The sequence below is a fragment of the Enterobacter sp. WCHEn090032 genome (assembly GCF_003986875.1).
GTDB lineage: Bacteria > Pseudomonadota > Gammaproteobacteria > Enterobacterales > Enterobacteriaceae > Enterobacter > Enterobacter sichuanensis.
The window spans coordinates 113,927-129,434 of record NZ_RXRN01000004.1 but is presented as its reverse complement, the minus strand read 5'-3'; the positions used below and the strand labels follow the sequence as shown (position 1 = coordinate 129,434).

At 55.0% G+C, this 15,508-nt stretch carries 14 protein-coding genes and 1 other annotated feature; of the genes, 7 read left to right on the top strand and 7 right to left on the bottom strand.

Features of this window, described 5'->3' with window-relative positions:
• Window positions 1-94 precede the first annotated feature (94 nt).
• The 5 genes from recR to EKN83_RS05040 form a co-directional block, all read right to left on the bottom strand.
• On the bottom strand, window positions 95-700 hold the full coding sequence (recR, locus tag EKN83_RS05060; RefSeq protein WP_006809843.1) for a recombination mediator RecR: 606 nt from the start codon (window positions 698-700) through the stop codon (window positions 95-97).
• Window positions 700-1,032 carry a YbaB/EbfC family nucleoid-associated protein gene (locus tag EKN83_RS05055; protein ID WP_003858972.1) on the bottom strand — a complete coding sequence of 111 codons (333 nt, stop codon included), beginning with the start codon at window positions 1,030-1,032 and terminating at the stop codon, window positions 700-702. The genes recR and EKN83_RS05055 overlap by 1 nt, the downstream gene beginning before the upstream one ends.
• Window positions 1,033-1,086: 54 nt before the next feature.
• The gene (dnaX, locus tag EKN83_RS05050; RefSeq protein WP_126800448.1) at window positions 1,087-3,012 is read right to left on the bottom strand and encodes a DNA polymerase III subunit gamma/tau; all 1,926 of its coding nucleotides are present in this window, start codon (window positions 3,010-3,012) and stop codon (window positions 1,087-1,089) included.
• Window positions 1,693-1,757: a sequence feature (DnaX frameshifting element), on the bottom strand. It overlaps the preceding gene by 65 nt.
• Window positions 3,013-3,100: 88 nt before the next feature.
• Complete coding sequence (gene apt / locus EKN83_RS05045; RefSeq protein ID WP_000127359.1) at window positions 3,101-3,652, bottom strand: adenine phosphoribosyltransferase; 552 nt, start codon at window positions 3,650-3,652, stop codon at window positions 3,101-3,103.
• Between the two features lie 150 nt (window positions 3,653-3,802).
• Window positions 3,803-4,180 (bottom strand): DUF454 family protein, encoded by a 378-nt coding sequence (locus EKN83_RS05040; RefSeq protein WP_095449314.1) that lies wholly within the window; start codon window positions 4,178-4,180, stop codon window positions 3,803-3,805.
• Between the two features lie 50 nt (window positions 4,181-4,230).
• On the opposite strand from EKN83_RS05040, the gene priC reads away from it, so the two are divergent.
• Both priC and rsmS read left to right on the top strand, forming a co-directional pair.
• Window positions 4,231-4,758, top strand: a complete 528-nt coding sequence (priC, locus tag EKN83_RS05035) for a primosomal replication protein N'' (protein WP_126800447.1) — start codon at window positions 4,231-4,233, stop codon at window positions 4,756-4,758.
• A gap of 14 nt (window positions 4,759-4,772) precedes the next feature.
• Window positions 4,773-4,946: a pleiotropic regulatory protein RsmS gene (gene rsmS / locus EKN83_RS05030; protein ID WP_032672412.1), complete on the top strand. Its 174-nt coding sequence runs from the start codon at window positions 4,773-4,775 to the stop codon at window positions 4,944-4,946.
• A gap of 32 nt (window positions 4,947-4,978) precedes the next feature.
• On the opposite strand, the gene mscK is transcribed toward rsmS, so the two are convergent.
• Both mscK and acrR read right to left on the bottom strand, forming a co-directional pair.
• Complete coding sequence (gene mscK / locus EKN83_RS05025) at window positions 4,979-8,335, bottom strand: mechanosensitive channel MscK (protein ID WP_059385619.1); 3,357 nt, start codon at window positions 8,333-8,335, stop codon at window positions 4,979-4,981.
• 113 nt (window positions 8,336-8,448) lie between these two features.
• Window positions 8,449-9,102 carry a multidrug efflux transporter transcriptional repressor AcrR gene (gene acrR, locus EKN83_RS05020; RefSeq protein WP_025756150.1) on the bottom strand — a complete coding sequence of 218 codons (654 nt, stop codon included), beginning with the start codon at window positions 9,100-9,102 and terminating at the stop codon, window positions 8,449-8,451.
• Between the two features lie 141 nt (window positions 9,103-9,243).
• Here acrR and acrA point away from each other — a divergent pair, with 141 nt between their 5' ends.
• The 5 genes from acrA to maa all read left to right on the top strand — a co-directional run bounded on the left by acrA (window position 9,244) and on the right by maa (window position 15,504).
• Window positions 9,244-10,437: a multidrug efflux RND transporter periplasmic adaptor subunit AcrA gene (gene acrA / locus EKN83_RS05015; RefSeq protein ID WP_045285243.1), complete on the top strand. Its 1,194-nt coding sequence runs from the start codon at window positions 9,244-9,246 to the stop codon at window positions 10,435-10,437.
• Between the two features lie 22 nt (window positions 10,438-10,459).
• Window positions 10,460-13,606: a multidrug efflux RND transporter permease subunit AcrB gene (gene acrB, locus EKN83_RS05010; RefSeq protein WP_047957901.1), complete on the top strand. Its 3,147-nt coding sequence runs from the start codon at window positions 10,460-10,462 to the stop codon at window positions 13,604-13,606.
• 511 nt (window positions 13,607-14,117) lie between these two features.
• On the top strand, window positions 14,118-14,492 hold the full coding sequence (gene tomB, locus EKN83_RS05005; RefSeq protein ID WP_008499288.1) for an Hha toxicity modulator TomB: 375 nt from the start codon (window positions 14,118-14,120) through the stop codon (window positions 14,490-14,492).
• Window positions 14,493-14,525: 33 nt separating this feature from the next.
• Window positions 14,526-14,744, top strand: coding sequence for an HHA domain-containing protein (locus EKN83_RS05000; protein ID WP_008499287.1), 219 nt, complete (start codon window positions 14,526-14,528; stop codon window positions 14,742-14,744).
• A 208-nt stretch (window positions 14,745-14,952) separates the two neighbouring features.
• Window positions 14,953-15,504: a maltose O-acetyltransferase gene (gene maa / locus EKN83_RS04995; protein WP_047957900.1), complete on the top strand. Its 552-nt coding sequence runs from the start codon at window positions 14,953-14,955 to the stop codon at window positions 15,502-15,504.
• Window positions 15,505-15,508: the final 4 nt, after the last annotated feature.

Sequence of the window (15,508 nt, the reverse complement as noted above, 5' to 3'; positions counted from 1 at the left end):
AATGCCATTTAATGGGGTTTTAAAACGTTGAGGGAGAGATGGGGATAAGGGGGGAAATTTTCAAGCGAAGGCGGCAAACGCCGCCTCCGTTTGGTCAGAAAATAATCTTGTGACGTCCTGCCAGAGAGTGGGACAGCGTAGTGCCGTCCACCATCTCCAGCTCGCCGCCGACCGGCACGCCGTGAGCGATGCGGCTGGCGTCAACGCCATACTGCGCGCACAGCTCGGCGATGTAGTTGGCAGTAGCTTCCCCTTCCACCGTGGGGTTGGTGGCGAGGATCACCTCTTTGATCGTTTCGGACTCAAGACGCTGTTCAAGGCGGTCAAGGCCGATATCGTCCGGGCCAATACCGTCCAGCGGGGAGAGATGCCCCATCAGCACGAAATAGCGGCCAGAAAACTGCCCGGTTTGTTCGATGGCGTAGATGTCCGCCGGACTCTCCACCACGCAAATCTGACCGTTTTCCTGACGACGCGGGTTCGTGCAGATGTTACAAACATCCTGCTCGGTAAAGGTACGGCAATCCGCACAGTGACCAATTTCTGACATGGCGCGGGTTAAAGCCTGCGCCAGGCGCATCCCGCCGCTGCGGTCGCGCTGCAATAGCGTAAACGCCATGCGCTGCGCTGACTTCGGGCCAACGCCCGGCAGGCAGCGCAGTGCTTCCATTAACTGCGTGAGCAGCGGACTGGTTTGCATCAGAATGGCATCTTGAAGCCAGGCGGCAGTTGCATACCGCTGGAAACGGAGGCCATTTTCTCTTTCTGAGTTTCGTCGATACGGCGCGCAGCATCGTTAAACGCGGCAGCAACCAGATCTTCCAGCATCTCTTTGTCGTCTTCGAGCAGGCTCGGGTCGATTTCAACGCGACGGCAGTTGTGCGCACCGTTGATGGTCACTTTGACCAGACCGGCACCGGATTCACCCGTGACTTCCAGCTGAGCGATCTCTTCCTGCATCTTCTGCATTTTTTCCTGCATCTGCTGAGCCTGCTTCATCAGGCCACCCAGACCGCCTTTTCCACCAAACATAGGCTTCTCTCTTCTTTCACGTTTAAGGATTACAACCGTAAGTCAGACTCACGATCAAATGGGGCGAATACTCTCTTCATCCAGATCGGCGTCGAAGAACCGGCGCAGGGTCTGAATGTTGTTATCCGCAATTATCGCCTCGCGCGCCTGCGCGAGCTTCTCTTCATAAATGGCCTGACGCCACTCCAGCGGCGTTTTCACCGCCGGATTATCATCTTCAATGATAGTCAATTCAACCGGTGAACCCTGTAAAGCGGCCAGCGCCTCGGCCAGCGCCTTTTGCGCACCGGGTGAATTCAGGTGGCGTTGACCCGGACGCAGGTGCAAACGCACCTGAGTGCCGTCCTGCTCTTTCCAGGCATTCAGCGCGACCTGCTCGACCAGCTTCGGCAACTGGAGCTGGCTGACCTCAGCGGCCCAGGCGTCGCGCGCAATAGCCTCTTCGGCAAGCTTCGCGGCCAGCTCCGGCGTTTTTTCATGCTCCAGCGCCTTTTTCAGCGCTTTTGGCGTGGCAACCACTTCCTTGACCGTTTCGACAACGGTGGTCGCCTTCCAGCGGTAAGCCTCTTCTTTCACCGGGGCTTTCTGCTCGAGCGCGGACGGTGCCGGACGCGACTGTACGCGCTCCGTTACCGAGGCCAGTCGTTCAAGCGCGGCGTTGTTCACCGGCCGCGCTCTTCCTGGCGCTGCCGGTTCACTCTTTTTTGGTTTGGTTACTCCCTGGGCACGCTGCAGTTGGCTGCGTGCGGCAAGCACCGAACTGGTGGCATCCGACAGCGGCACGTTCTGCGCCGGCGGTGTCGGCTGCGGCGGTACCTGCTGCGGCGACATCACCGCCGTTGGGGCGACCGGGGCGAAAGACTGCCGTGGCACCTCTGGCTCCGGCAGCGGCATGCGCGGGTGGAACGCCAGCGCGCGCAGCAGCGTCATTTCAACGCCCATCCTCGGGTCCGGCGCGAACGGTAACTCTTTACGGCCAATCAGCAGCGTCTGGTAGTAGAGCTGCACGTCGGCAGGCGGCACGGTGCGGGCTAGTTCACGCATCCGCTGTTCAATGGCGGCCATATCCGCACCAATGGCCGACGGAGAAAGCTGCAGCATTGCCACGCGGTGCAGCAGGCTAAGCATCTCAACCAGCAGCCCTTCCCATTCAATACCCCGTGCGGCTGCGGCATTCACCAGCGACATTACGCGTTCACCGTTGGCGGCAATCATCGCCTCAATAAGCGAAAGCGCCTGATCGTCATCCAGCGTACCGAGCATGGTGCTGACCGCGTCAGTCGAGAGCTTGCCGTCACCGCTGGCAATCGCCTGGTCGGTGAGGCTTAACGCATCACGCAGGCTGCCGTCTGCGGCGCGGGCCAGCAGTTGCAGGGCGCGCGGTTCGTGGACAATCTTCTCTTCGTCAAGAATGTGCTCAAGCTGCGTACGGATCTGCTCAACGTCCAGCGCCTTCAGATGGAACTGCAGGCAGCGGGACAAGATGGTGACCGGCAGCTTTTGCGGATCGGTGGTCGCCAGCAGGAATTTCACGTGCGCAGGCGGCTCTTCCAGCGTTTTCAGCAGGGCGTTGAAGCTGTGGCGGGACAGCATGTGCACTTCATCGATCAGGTAGACCTTGAAGCGGCCACGCGCCGGGGCGTACTGGACGTTGTCCAGCAGGTCGCGGGTATCTTCAACTTTGGTGCGTGAGGCGGCGTCGATCTCGATCAGATCGACAAAACGCCCCTGCTCGATCTCCCGGCAGTTATCACACACGCCGCAGGGGGTGGCGGTGATCCCGGTTTCGCAGTTGAGACCTTTTGCCAGCAAACGGGCAATAGAGGTCTTACCGACGCCGCGGGTGCCGGAGAAAAGATAAGCGTGATGGATGCGACCTAGCGACAAGCCGTTCGCCAGGGCCGTCAGCACATGCTCCTGACCGACAACGTCAGCAAAGGTTTGTGGTCGCCATTTACGGGCTAACACCTGATAACTCATGGGCAGGCTCTGCAACGCTGGAAGGTGAATTTATGGAGGGGAATGCTATCACAACCTCACCCATTGAGCGAGGTTGTGAAAACCGGGATTAATGACCCGGGAAAGGCACCAGGCTGTAGCTGGTAATGCCCTGTTTTTCCAGGCGCTGCTCACCGCCGAGATCGAACAGGTTGATGATGAAGGCCGCGTCGGTCACTTCGCCACCCAGACGACGAATCAGCTTCACCGTTGCTTCGATAGTGCCGCCGGTTGCCAGCAGGTCGTCAACCACCAGCACTTTGTCGCCAGGCTTGATCGCATCAACGTGGATCTCCAGCTGATCGGTGCCGTACTCCAGCTCATAGCTCTCGGCGATGGTTTCACGCGGCAGCTTGCGCGGTTTACGCACTGGCACAAACCCAACGCCCATCGCCAGCGCAACCGGTGCGCCAAACAGGAAGCCGCGGGCTTCAGTACCTACTACTTTGGTGATCCCGGCGTTTTTATAACGCTCGACCAGCAGTTCAATGCTGAGCGCGTACGCTTTCGGGTCTTCCAGCAAGCTGGTGACATCACGGAAAAGAATGCCAGGTTTTGGGTAGTCCTGGATGCTTTTGATGCTGTTTTTCAGATATTCAAGCTGCTGTGCAGTTGCGGTCATCGGTTTTGCCTAAATGAAACAGTGTTACTCACGGCGCGCAACGAGTCGGCCAAGGCAACAATTGTTTAACCTTTGACCAGGCGCACCTGTGCTCGAAAACGGTCGAATTTACTGGCTGCGCGTGATAATTGCAACAGCCATGATGAGGCTTCAGTGCTTTTGTTGCTTTTCATCAACCACGGGGATCCGCCACATGAAGATGAGCAGACAGGTGAGAATGACCAGCAACAGGATCCGCACCCACAGCATTTTCACCAGCCATAATGATATCGCGAAGGTGATGAGGATCACCGCAATCGCGCGCGGCTTCGCACCGGGCGGCATGGCCCGGTGTTTTTGCCAGTGCCGCAGATAGCCGCCAAACCACGAGCGATACAGCAGCCAGTGGTGAAAACGCGGTGACGAACGGGCGAAGCACCAGGCCGCCAGCAGAATAAACGGCGTGGTTGGCAGCAGGGGTAAAACCACACCCAGCGTGCCAAGCACTACCGCGAGCCAGCCAATGATGATTAAAATAGTACGCTGCATAATGCGAATCGTTATCAAACTGAATGGCTACTTTACCACTGGAGAGCGCCTTGAAAACAGACTTGCTTCTGGAGATGCTGCAAAAACAGCTGACCACCCTGCGAGCCGAGGCCACCCCTCTGCTGGGGCACGCCACGCTGAAGCCGCGCTTTGACCGGCAGCTTTTTCGTACCCGCAGCACGGTAATAGAGGAGTATATTGCGGAAGCGCAGACGAATCTCGACGAGCTGCGCCATGCCGTTGAGCGTGAACAGCCTGAACAGGTGGCGTGGCTCGCTGAGCATCTCACTGAGCAGATTACCGCCCTGCACCGCGAAATTGCCGCCTGGCCGCTGCGCGCCTGGGACAGCGCCTCGCCGGGGCTCGGCAAATGGCAGCGAAAGCGGCTGGAAAATCAGGAGTTTGAACGCCGGCTGTTTGAGATGAAGCGCGAACGCGAAGTGCGGCTGAACAACAGCGAAACGCTGGAAGAGCAGCAGCTATTGATGCGCGAGATTGGCGCGCTGGAAGGTCGCATCGTCCGCTGCCGTCAGGCGCTGGAGGAGATTGAGCGCGTCATTGAACGTTTGACCCGTTAACAGGAGCCATACTTATGTCACTGGAAAATGCACCCGATGAGGTCAAACTGGCCGTCGATTTGATTATGCTGCTGGAGAATCATGAGATCCCCGCAGAAACGGTACTAAAGGCGCTGGAGATTGTGCGTCGGGATTTTGAGGGAAAACGTTCCCCTCACCCTACCCTCTCCCCAGAGGAGAGAGGGTAAAAGCAGCCCGCCCCCGATTATTCCCTCTCCCTTCAAGGGAGAGGGTTAGGATGAGGGTCGTCTCCCTTAATCTCGCGCTTCACTTCCGTATGCTCATCACCTTTTTCATTACGCAGGTGAACCTCAAGCTGGTTGAAGGCGATATTTATATCGTTTTCACGACACAGGCGATCGATAGAACGGTTCAGCTCATCCACCGTGTAGCTGCGGTCACGCAGTTCACGCACGTATAAACGCAGCTCGTGATCCAGCGTGCTCGGCCCAAAGGTGGTGAAGAACACCGCCGGGGCCGGATCGTGCATCACTTTCGGATGTTCCGACGCCGCCTTGAGCAGCACCTCTTTCACCTTCTCCAGATCCGATCCATACGCCACGCCCAGGCGGATCACCACGCGCGTCACCGTGTCGGAGAGCGACCAGTTGATCAGACGCTCGGTCACAAACGCTTTGTTCGGGATGATCACCTCTTTACGATCGAAGTCGGTGATGGTGGTAGCACGAATACGGATCTTGCTGACCGTACCGGAGAAAGTGCCGATGGTGACGGTATCGCCGATACGCACCGGACGTTCGAACAGGATAATCAGGCCAGAGACAAAATTACCGAAGATCTCCTGCAGACCAAAACCCAGACCGACCGAGAGCGCGGCCGCCAGCCACTGCAGTTTGTCCCACGACACGCCAAGCGAGCCAAAGACCGTCATCGCCCCCACAATAATGATGACGTAGTTGAGGATCGTGGTAATGGCGTACGAGGCCCCCTGGCGCAGATTCAGACGCGACAGAACCAGCACTTCCAGCAGGCCCGGCAGGTTGCGAATCAGCGCCCAGGCCACGACCGACGACACCAGAGCAAACAGCAGGCTACCCATGGTCACGCTTTTCATGACCGCCGCACCGGCTTCGGTTCCGTTGTATTGCCAGAGGGTAATACTGTCGAGATAGGCGAAAACGGTAATAAGATCGGACCAGATTGCCCAGAACATCACGGCGAACAGCGCGATCATCACCAGCATGGTGATACGCAGCGTCTGCTGGTTAACCTGCTCCAGCGCGATGGTCGGCTCTTCCTGTGGCTCAGCCCCTTCGGCCCCCTCTTTCACCTGATGCTGACGACGCGCGATGGCGCGGCGATAGGCAATGCGACGGGCCGCTACGCTCAGGCCGCGCAGCACGGTCTGGTAGAGCAGGTTCCAGACGATCACCAGATAGACCGTTTCAATCCAGCGTCCGGACAGGCGCAGCGTGGTATAGAAGTAGCCCGTCGCCGTAAGCACCATCAGCGCCAGCGGAATGATCGCCAGCACCGTCACGGTGGCCAGACGAATATTGTGGGACTCTTTATCACGCCAGCTGTCGCGGCACATCGGCCACATCAGGATAGCAATCAGCAGCAGGTTCAGCAGTATGACCAGCTGGCCCAGCACATCATCCATCAGATGCAGCGGGGAAAGTTCAGAGACAACCGACCAGAAGTGCAGCGGCAGGAGCGCCAGGCTGATGCGCACAATCTGACGACGCCAGTGGCTGGTCAGCTGGGCAGGCATGTTGAAATGACGCACGGCCACGCCGTCTTTTTCCAGCACCTTCCAGCACACGCCGAACACCAGCCAGAACAGCGCCAGTTTTTTACTGAAGGCCCACAGCAGATCGCTGACGTTAAGCTGCATGGTGAGCAGGATCAGGCCCACCGCCAGGATAATCAGGCATACCGGCAGGGCACGAATGAGGTCGATCAGAATCGCTTTTGGCGTATGCAGCTGGCTATCGTTTCGCAGTTGCCCCACTTCAGACGCCAGTTTGGCCTGGTATTTTTTCAGCCAGCCCAGACGCCAGCGAATCAGGCCCGCGATCAGCAGCAACGGTAACCCCGCCAGGAAGGCAATCATCACCGCAGGCCAGGCTTTCTCCCAGTTCACGGTGATTTTCATGCTCTTGATCTGGGTTTTCAGCGTCTCCGGGAAGGATTTCACCCAGTCCCAGTCCATGGGTTTGTTGCTGTTTACCCAGAAAATCTGCTGGGTCAGGATCTCCTGCAGGCTTTTCGAGACGCTCACCAGCTGCTGCTGGTTGATTTGCAGGTTAATGGCCATCATCAGCTGGTTGCCCAGCTGTTTGTTGAGCTGGTCCAGCAGCTCGCGACGCATATCAACAACCTGGAGCAGCGCATCGTGCACTTCAGGATTCACGTCGCTGGAATGGCCCTCTTCAATTTTGGCGACAAAGGCATCGCTCTGGAACAGGGCATCGCGCTGCTGGTTAACGTCGAATTGTTCCAGACGTAAATCCGCAATGCGGTTGGTCATGTCCTCCAGCTCATCGGCGGACGGGAGCGTCTGCTGCTGCTGGTAGAGAATACGCGACAGCAGGAGGCTGCCTTTGAGGACCGCGATCTGCTCTTTGATATTGCGTTCCGCCTGCAGCGCACGATCCAGCCAGTTTTTAACTTTGATATTTTGCTGAACCAGCGAGTTGCCGTTTTCTGTCGCCAGTATCAGGCGCTGACTAAGCTGATGGTTAGCCTCAAGCTCCTGCTTCACCAGCGGGTTCGCCTGGATGCGGGCGGTTTCGTCAGGTGAGACGGCCTCCTGGGCGGTTTTTTCCGTCAGCGTCAGACGCTTGCTGTTAACCGCCTCCTGCAACAACTGAAGCTGGTGTTCCAGGCGATTAATATTTGCGGTGACGTAATCACGCTGCTTCTGCAGCGTATCCTGCAGCACCGTGTTCCCTTCCAGGCTTTTACGCTGCTGTTCGATCTGCGCATTGAGCAACGTCTGCTGCACCAGCAGCAGGGTTTGCTGGGTCGGGCGCAGTGTGCCTTCCCCCACCGTCGTGCCATTCAGACGGTTGCGGATTTGCTGCAGCTGCTGAGACGCGGCGTACATCGCGTTTTGCACACGCTCGGGCTGGGTCTGCAGGGAGACCAGCTGGCTGTTATAGGTTGCGAGATCGGATTGTGCGGTTTGCAGGTCGTCGAGTAACTGTGCAACGCGCGATTCCAGCTGACGCAGGGAGAGCGTCGAGAGCGTTTTGCGCGTTTCGTCGTCGTTATCGACGTCACTCAGGGCATTCAGCGATTCCGTCGCTTTACGCATGTTTTCAGGGGCCTGCGCCACCTTCTGACGAAGCTGGGCGGTTTCGGCTTTAACACGCTCAATTTTATCCAGCGTTTCCAGCGTTTCCGTTAAATCCTGCTGGGTAAGCTTATCCTGAGGAGAGAGGTCTTTCTGTTTGTTCAGGGTGTCGAGTTGCGACTGAACATCGGCACGCGAAGGAATATCATTGCTGTTATCGGCGCGGGCCCAGGTCAGCGGCGCCGTAGCGAAGAAAAACAGCATCGCAAAGAGCAATGCAAAAACAGGATGTTGCGAGCGATTGATGGGCAGCATAATTGTGAATGATGTCAGAAGATGACCGAAAATAGTCCGGCGTGAAGAATATCACGCTCGCCTGAAGCAGAATAGCGCGAACGTTATCCTCTGAGATAAATCCTGGAAAGGCCTCAGGCAGTTAGCGGAGGCGCATCGCTGCGCAGCGTCGGACAGAGCTGTAGCATTTCCAGTAAAATCGCGACGTAGCTGCGGGCTTCCGCTTTGAGGTCAAAGGATTGCGGCGCAAAGAGCCAGTTTTCCATCAGACCGGAAATGTAGCTACGCATCAGGATAGCCGCCCGGCGGGTGAACAGATTGGCCGGTAACAGTTTTGCCTCCATGCACAGCCGCAGGTTGTGCTCAATACGGTCATAGCTCTCCAGGCTAAGGCTGCGCTGCGCCTGCTGCACCACCGCCATCTCGCCCACGAACTCGCATTTATGGAAGATAATTTCCATCATTAGCCTGCGACGTTCTTCAACTACCGTCGCTTCAAGGATATATACTAATATTTCTCTTAATACTGAGAGTGGATCGTCAGGGAATTTTGCCCGATACTCACTCTCGAGATCGCTAATGCTGGACTCTGAAAGCTCCCAGATTTCACTGAACAGATCTGACTTGTCTTTAAAATGCCAGTAAATCGCTCCCCGCGTCACACCGGCAGCCTGAGCAATTTGAGCCAGCGAGGTGGATGACACCCCCTGCTGGGAAAACAAACGTATTGCCACATCCAGAATGTGTTGTCGGGTTTCCAGCGCTTGTTGTTTGGTTTTTCGTGCCATAGGTGAGTGAATTTACAGGAGTCAGATTTACATACATTTGTGAATGTATGTACCATAGCATGACGATAATATAAACGCAGCAATGGGTTTTTGGACTCAGGACCATTGATCAATTTGAAATCGGACACTCGAGGTTTACATATGAACAAAAACAGAGGGTTAACGCCTCTGGCGGTCGTTCTGATGCTCTCAGGCAGCTTAGCGCTAACAGGATGTGACGACAAACCGGCTCAACAAGGAGCTCAGCAGGCGCCAGAAGTAGGCGTCGTGACGCTCAAATCTGAACCTCTACAAATCACCACCGAATTACCCGGCCGTACAAATGCTTACCGCATTGCGGAAGTGCGTCCTCAGGTTAGCGGCATTATCCTGAAACGTAACTTTACTGAAGGCGGTGATGTGCAGGCCGGTGAGTCTCTGTATCAGATTGATCCTGCAACCTATCAGGCATCGTATGAAAGCGCGAAAGGCGACCTGGCGAAAGCGCAAGCCGCAGCCAAAATTGCCCAGTTGACGCTGAACCGTTATCAGAAACTGCTCGGTACTAAATACATCAGCCAACAGGATTACGATACTGCCCTGGCGGATGCCCAGCAGGCGAACGCGGCTGTGGTAGCAGCGAAAGCGGCCGTTGAAACCGCGCGCATCAACCTGGCCTATACCAAAGTGACCTCCCCTATCAGCGGTCGTATTGGTAAGTCTTCCGTGACGGAAGGAGCGCTGGTGCAGAACGGTCAGACCACGGCGCTGGCGACCGTACAGCAGCTTGACCCGATCTACGTTGACGTTACGCAGTCCAGCAACGACTTCCTGCGTCTGAAACAGGAGCTGGCTAACGGCACCCTGAAACAGGAAAACGGCAAAGCCAAAGTGGAGCTGATTACCAACGACGGTATCAAGTTCCCGCAGGAAGGTACCCTGGAGTTCTCTGATGTGACGGTCGACCAGACCACCGGTTCCATCACCTTACGTGCGATTTTCCCGAACCCTGACAAAAATCTGCTGCCAGGAATGTTTGTTCGCGCGCGTCTGGAAGAAGGAACGAATCCTACCGCCCTTCTGGTTCCACAGCAGGGTGTGACCCGTACGCCACGCGGCGATGCGAGCGCACTGGTTGTTGGGGCAGATGACAAAGTCGAAATGCGCAATATCACCGCAACCCAGGCGATTGGCGATAAATGGCTGGTGACGGAAGGTCTGAAAGATGGCGATCGCGTGATTGTTACTGGTTTGCAAAAAGTTCGTCCTGGCGCGCAGGTTAAAGCACAGGAAGTGAAATCTGACGATAAACAACAAGCTTCGGCCGCTGGCCAGTCAGAACAAACCAAGTCTTAACTTAAACAGGAGCCGTTAAGACATGCCTAATTTCTTTATCGATCGCCCCATATTTGCGTGGGTGATCGCCATTATCATCATGCTGGCTGGGGGACTTGCGATCCTGAAGCTGCCTGTCGCGCAATATCCTACGATTGCGCCACCGGCGGTGACAATTTCCGCAACCTATCCAGGGGCTGATGCTAAAACGGTGCAGGACACCGTCACGCAGGTTATCGAACAGAACATGAACGGTATCGATAACCTGATGTACATGTCCTCAAACAGTGACTCCACCGGTACCGTGCAGATCACCCTGACCTTCGAGTCAGGTACGGATGCTGACATTGCGCAGGTGCAGGTGCAGAACAAGCTGCAGCTGGCGATGCCATTGCTGCCGCAGGAAGTGCAACAGCAGGGCGTGAGCGTTGAGAAATCGTCCAGTAGCTTCCTGATGGTTGTCGGCGTTATCAACACCAACGGCACCATGACGCAGGAGGATATTTCCGACTACGTGGGCGCCAACATGAAGGACGCCATCAGCCGTACCTCCGGTGTGGGTGACGTGCAGCTGTTCGGTTCCCAGTACGCGATGCGTATCTGGATGGATCCGAACAAACTGAACAACTTCCAGTTGACCCCGGTTGACGTGATTAACGCTATTAAAGCGCAGAACGCCCAGGTGGCAGCCGGCCAGTTAGGCGGTACGCCGCCGGTGAAAGGCCAGCAGCTTAACGCCTCGATCATCGCGCAAACCCGTCTGACCTCCGCTGATGAGTTCAGCAAAATTCTGCTGAAAGTGAATCAGGACGGCTCGCAGGTTCGCCTGCGCGACGTGGCGAAAGTTGAGCTGGGCGGTGAGAACTACGACATCATCGCGAAGTTCAACGGTAAACCAGCTTCGGGTCTGGGTATCAAACTGGCGACAGGCGCTAACGCCCTGGACACCGCCACGGCGATCCGTGCAGAACTGAAGAAAATGGAACCGTTCTTCCCGTCAGGTCTGAAGATCGTTTATCCGTACGACACCACGCCGTTCGTTAAAATCTCGATCCACGAAGTGGTGAAAACGCTGGCAGAAGCAATCATTCTGGTCTTCCTGGTAATGTATCTGTTCCTGCAAAACTTCCGTGCAACGCTTATCCCCACTATCGCCGTTCCGGTCGTTCTGCTGGGGACATTTGCCATCCTCGCGGCCTTTGGCTTCTCGATAAACACCCTGACGATGTTCGGGATGGTGCTCGCCATCGGCTTGCTGGTGGATGACGCCATCGTGGTGGTAGAGAACGTCGAGCGCGTCATGGCGGAGGAAGGTCTGCCGCCGAAGGAAGCGACCCGTAAATCAATGGGTCAGATCCAGGGCGCGCTGGTCGGTATTGCGATGGTTCTGTCTGCGGTATTTATCCCGATGGCCTTCTTCGGGGGCTCTACCGGTGCGATTTACCGTCAGTTCTCGATTACCATCGTCTCGGCGATGGCGCTGTCGGTGCTGGTGGCGTTGATCCTGACGCCTGCGCTGTGTGCCACGATGCTGAAGCCGATTCAGAAAGGCGGCCATGGCGAGCACAAAGGATTCTTCGGCTGGTTTAACCGCATGTTTGATAAGAGCACGCACCACTACACCGACAGCGTGGGTAACATCCTGCGCAGCACCGGTCGTTATCTGCTGCTCTATATCATCATCGTGGTAGGCATGGCTTTCCTGTTCGTTCGTCTGCCAAGCTCGTTCCTGCCGGATGAAGACCAGGGCGTGTTCCTGACGATGGCACAGCTTCCGGCGGGTGCATCGCAAGAGCGTACCCAAAAAGTGCTGGATGAAGTGACGGACTACTACCTCACCAAAGAGAAAGCCAACGTTGAGTCCGTGTTTGCGGTTAACGGCTTTGGTTTTGCGGGTCGTGGTCAGAACACCGGTATCGCCTTCGTCTCTCTGAAAGACTGGGCGGAACGCCCGGGTAAAGAGAATAAAGTTGAGGCCATTACCGGCCGTGCAATGGGCACCTTCTCGCAGATTAAAGATGCGATGGTCTTCGCCTTCAACCTGCCAGCGATTGTTGAACTGGGTACCGCGACCGGTTTCGACTTCCAGCTGATCGACCAGGGCGGTCTGGGTCACGAAAAACTGACGCAGGCGCGTAACCAGTTGTTTGGCGAAGTCGCGAAACATCCTGACCTGCTGGTCGGCGTGCGTCCAAACGGCCTGGAAGATACGCCGCAGTTCAAAATCGATATCGACCAGGAGAAAGCTCAGGCGCTGGGCGTGTCCATCAGTGACATCAATACCACGCTGGGTGCAGCCTGGGGCGGTAGCTACGTTAACGACTTCATCGACCGCGGTCGTGTGAAGAAAGTGTACGTGATGTCAGAAGCGCAATACCGTATGTTGCCGAACGATATCAATAACTGGTTCGTGCGTGGCAGCAACGGTCAGATGGTGCCGTTCTCGGCGTTCTCTACGTCGCGCTGGGAGTACGGTTCACCGCGTCTGGAACGCTATAACGGTCTGCCATCTATGGAGATCCTGGGTCAGGCCGCGCCGGGCCGAAGCACCGGTGAAGCCATGAACCTGATGGAAGAACTGGCAAGCAAACTGCCTTCGGGTATCGGCTATGACTGGACCGGTATGTCCTATCAGGAACGTCTGTCCGGTAACCAGGCCCCTGCTCTGTACGCCATTTCACTGATTGTGGTCTTCCTGTGTCTGGCGGCACTGTATGAGAGCTGGTCGATTCCGTTCTCGGTTATGCTGGTGGTGCCACTCGGGGTTATCGGTGCGCTGCTTGCGGCGACGTTCCGTGGACTGACCAACGACGTGTACTTCCAGGTAGGCCTGCTGACAACCATTGGCTTGTCGGCGAAGAACGCGATACTTATCGTCGAATTCGCCAAAGATCTGATGGAGAAAGAAGGCAAAGGTCTGATTGAGGCGACGCTGGAGGCGGTTCGTATGCGTCTGCGCCCTATCCTGATGACGTCCCTGGCGTTTATCCTCGGTGTACTGCCGCTGGTTATCAGCTCCGGTGCGGGCTCCGGCGCGCAGAACGCGGTTGGTACAGGGGTTATGGGCGGTATGATCACCGCGACCGTACTGGCTATCTTCTTCGTACCGGTGTTCTTTGTGGTGGTTCGCCGCCGCTTCAGCCGTAAGAATGAAGATATTGAGCACAGTCATTCGGTAGAACCTCACTGATACCGGTTCCACATGATAAAAAGGCCGCATTCGCGGCCTTTTTCATTTTCAGAAAAAATCATAAATTACGCTTATTGTCGTTCCATTTATTTTCTGCCATCTTAATTAGACATATCATAATTAACGGATAACTTAATCGGTGAATTCAGGATTTTTTTAATTTCATTTCCCCGCTTAAGTTGTTAGGAATATTCCTAATAAGAAGTTCTGACAAAGAGAACTCCGGAACTGAACTTTTCTCGTTGTTTACGCTAAGCCAATGAAAGGTAAGGAAGCGATAAAAAGCCAGTGTTAATTGGGTTCAAAAAGTTCTCTTCTGGAGGAACAATTGCGTTAACGCTCGCAGTCTGCAGTTTTATTTGTAATTTTTCGTAATAGCGCGATGAAATCCTGATGAGAGTGGCTTATAGTTAGAGTTATCAGGAACACCGCACCCGTGTGGCTAAGTATGTTGTATCCATCCCGACAATGATGTTCGGTGAGTAAGAAATCACTCAGAAGGGGATGCGCTATGGACGAGTACTCGCCAAAAAGGCATGATATCGCGCAGTTGAAATTTCTCTGCGAATCCTTGTACCATGACTGCCTTGCCAACCTTGATGAAAGCAACCATGGCTGGGTAAACGACCCAACGTCTGCCATCAATTTACAGTTGAATGAGCTGATAGAGCATATCGCAACCTTCGCACTTAATTATAAAATTAAGTACAATGAAGATAATAAGCTCATTGAGCAAATTGATGAATACCTGGATGACACCTTTATGTTGTTCAGCAGTTACGGCATTAACGCCCAGGATTTGCAAAAATGGCGTAAATCGGGAAACCGGCTATTCCGCTGTTTCGTCAACGTGAGCAGAGCTAACCCGGTTAGTCTTTCCTGTTAAAATTATTACAATTACTAATACTAAGGTGAATTTATGTCTGATAAACCACTCACTAAGATCGATTATTTGATGCGCCTGCGACGTTGTCAGTCAATTGACACCCTCGAACGCGTCATTGAAAAGAATAAATACGAGCTTTCTGATAATGAACTGGCGGTATTTTATTCAGCCGCTGACCATCGTCTTGCTGAGCTGACCATGAATAAGCTGTATGACAAAATCCCAACGTCGGTATGGAAATTTGTCCGTTAATCATTGAAAGGTGTCTGTAGAGTTCTACGCCACGTTCTGAACGATATTTACCTGTCCCGTTAGACCTCCTGTGCGTATGCCAGGTCTCCGTGTAAAACGTGTTCATCAGCAACAATGTTGTGACTACAGTCACACCAGCTTGTCGGGAACGTTCCCCTTCTGGTCTGTTCCGATTACCCTGCGGTAATGACATCCAGAGAGGTTTCCCATGAGCTTAGAAAAACAGAAGATGATTGCCGGTGAACATTACCGCCCCGGTGATGAGACGTTACGGGCCGACCGACTGCGAGCCCGCCATCTGATTTATCGCTATAACCACACCGCGCCAGATGAAAAAACAGAACGCCAGAACATTCTGGCGGAACTTCTGGGGCAAAGCGAAGGGGCTTATATTGAACCGAGCTTCCGCTGTGACTATGGATATAACATTTATCTCGGCAAAAACTTTTACGCTAACTTCGATTGCGTGATGCTGGATGTCTGCCCCATTCATATTGGCGATAACTGCATGCTCGCACCGGGTGTGCATATTTATACGGCTACCCATCCCCTGGACGCGGAAGCGCGTAATAGCGGCGTGGAGTTTGGAAAACCCGTCACCATTGGGAATAATGTCTGGCTCGGTGGTCGGGCGGTCATTAACCCTGGCGTCACGATAGGGGATAATGTGGTGGTGGCCTCCGGTGCCGTCGTGACGAAAGACGTTCCGGCTAACGTCGTCGTGGGCGGTAACCCGGCAAAAATCATCAAAACGCTGTGAGGGT

Excerpts from the sequence above, each read along its gene's own strand:
- mscK (WP_059385619.1), bottom strand. The coding sequence starts at position 8,335 with ATGCTGCCCATCAATCGCTCGCAACATCCTGTTTTTGCATTGCTCTTT.
- EKN83_RS05040 (WP_095449314.1), bottom strand. The coding sequence starts at position 4,180 with ATGCAGCGTACTATTTTAATCATCATTGGCTGGCTCGCGGTAGTGCTT.
- apt (WP_000127359.1), bottom strand. The coding sequence starts at position 3,652 with ATGACCGCAACTGCACAGCAGCTTGAATATCTGAAAAACAGCATCAAA.
- recR (WP_006809843.1), bottom strand. The coding sequence starts at position 700 with ATGCAAACCAGTCCGCTGCTCACGCAGTTAATGGAAGCACTGCGCTGC.
- maa (WP_047957900.1), top strand. The coding sequence starts at position 14,953 with ATGAGCTTAGAAAAACAGAAGATGATTGCCGGTGAACATTACCGCCCC.
- dnaX (WP_126800448.1), bottom strand. The coding sequence starts at position 3,012 with ATGAGTTATCAGGTGTTAGCCCGTAAATGGCGACCACAAACCTTTGCT.
- EKN83_RS05055 (WP_003858972.1), bottom strand. The coding sequence starts at position 1,032 with ATGTTTGGTGGAAAAGGCGGTCTGGGTGGCCTGATGAAGCAGGCTCAG.
- acrB (WP_047957901.1), top strand. The coding sequence starts at position 10,460 with ATGCCTAATTTCTTTATCGATCGCCCCATATTTGCGTGGGTGATCGCC.
- rsmS (WP_032672412.1), top strand. The coding sequence starts at position 4,773 with ATGTCACTGGAAAATGCACCCGATGAGGTCAAACTGGCCGTCGATTTG.
- tomB (WP_008499288.1), top strand. The coding sequence starts at position 14,118 with ATGGACGAGTACTCGCCAAAAAGGCATGATATCGCGCAGTTGAAATTT.
- acrA (WP_045285243.1), top strand. The coding sequence starts at position 9,244 with ATGAACAAAAACAGAGGGTTAACGCCTCTGGCGGTCGTTCTGATGCTC.
- acrR (WP_025756150.1), bottom strand. The coding sequence starts at position 9,102 with ATGGCACGAAAAACCAAACAACAAGCGCTGGAAACCCGACAACACATT.
- EKN83_RS05000 (WP_008499287.1), top strand. The coding sequence starts at position 14,526 with ATGTCTGATAAACCACTCACTAAGATCGATTATTTGATGCGCCTGCGA.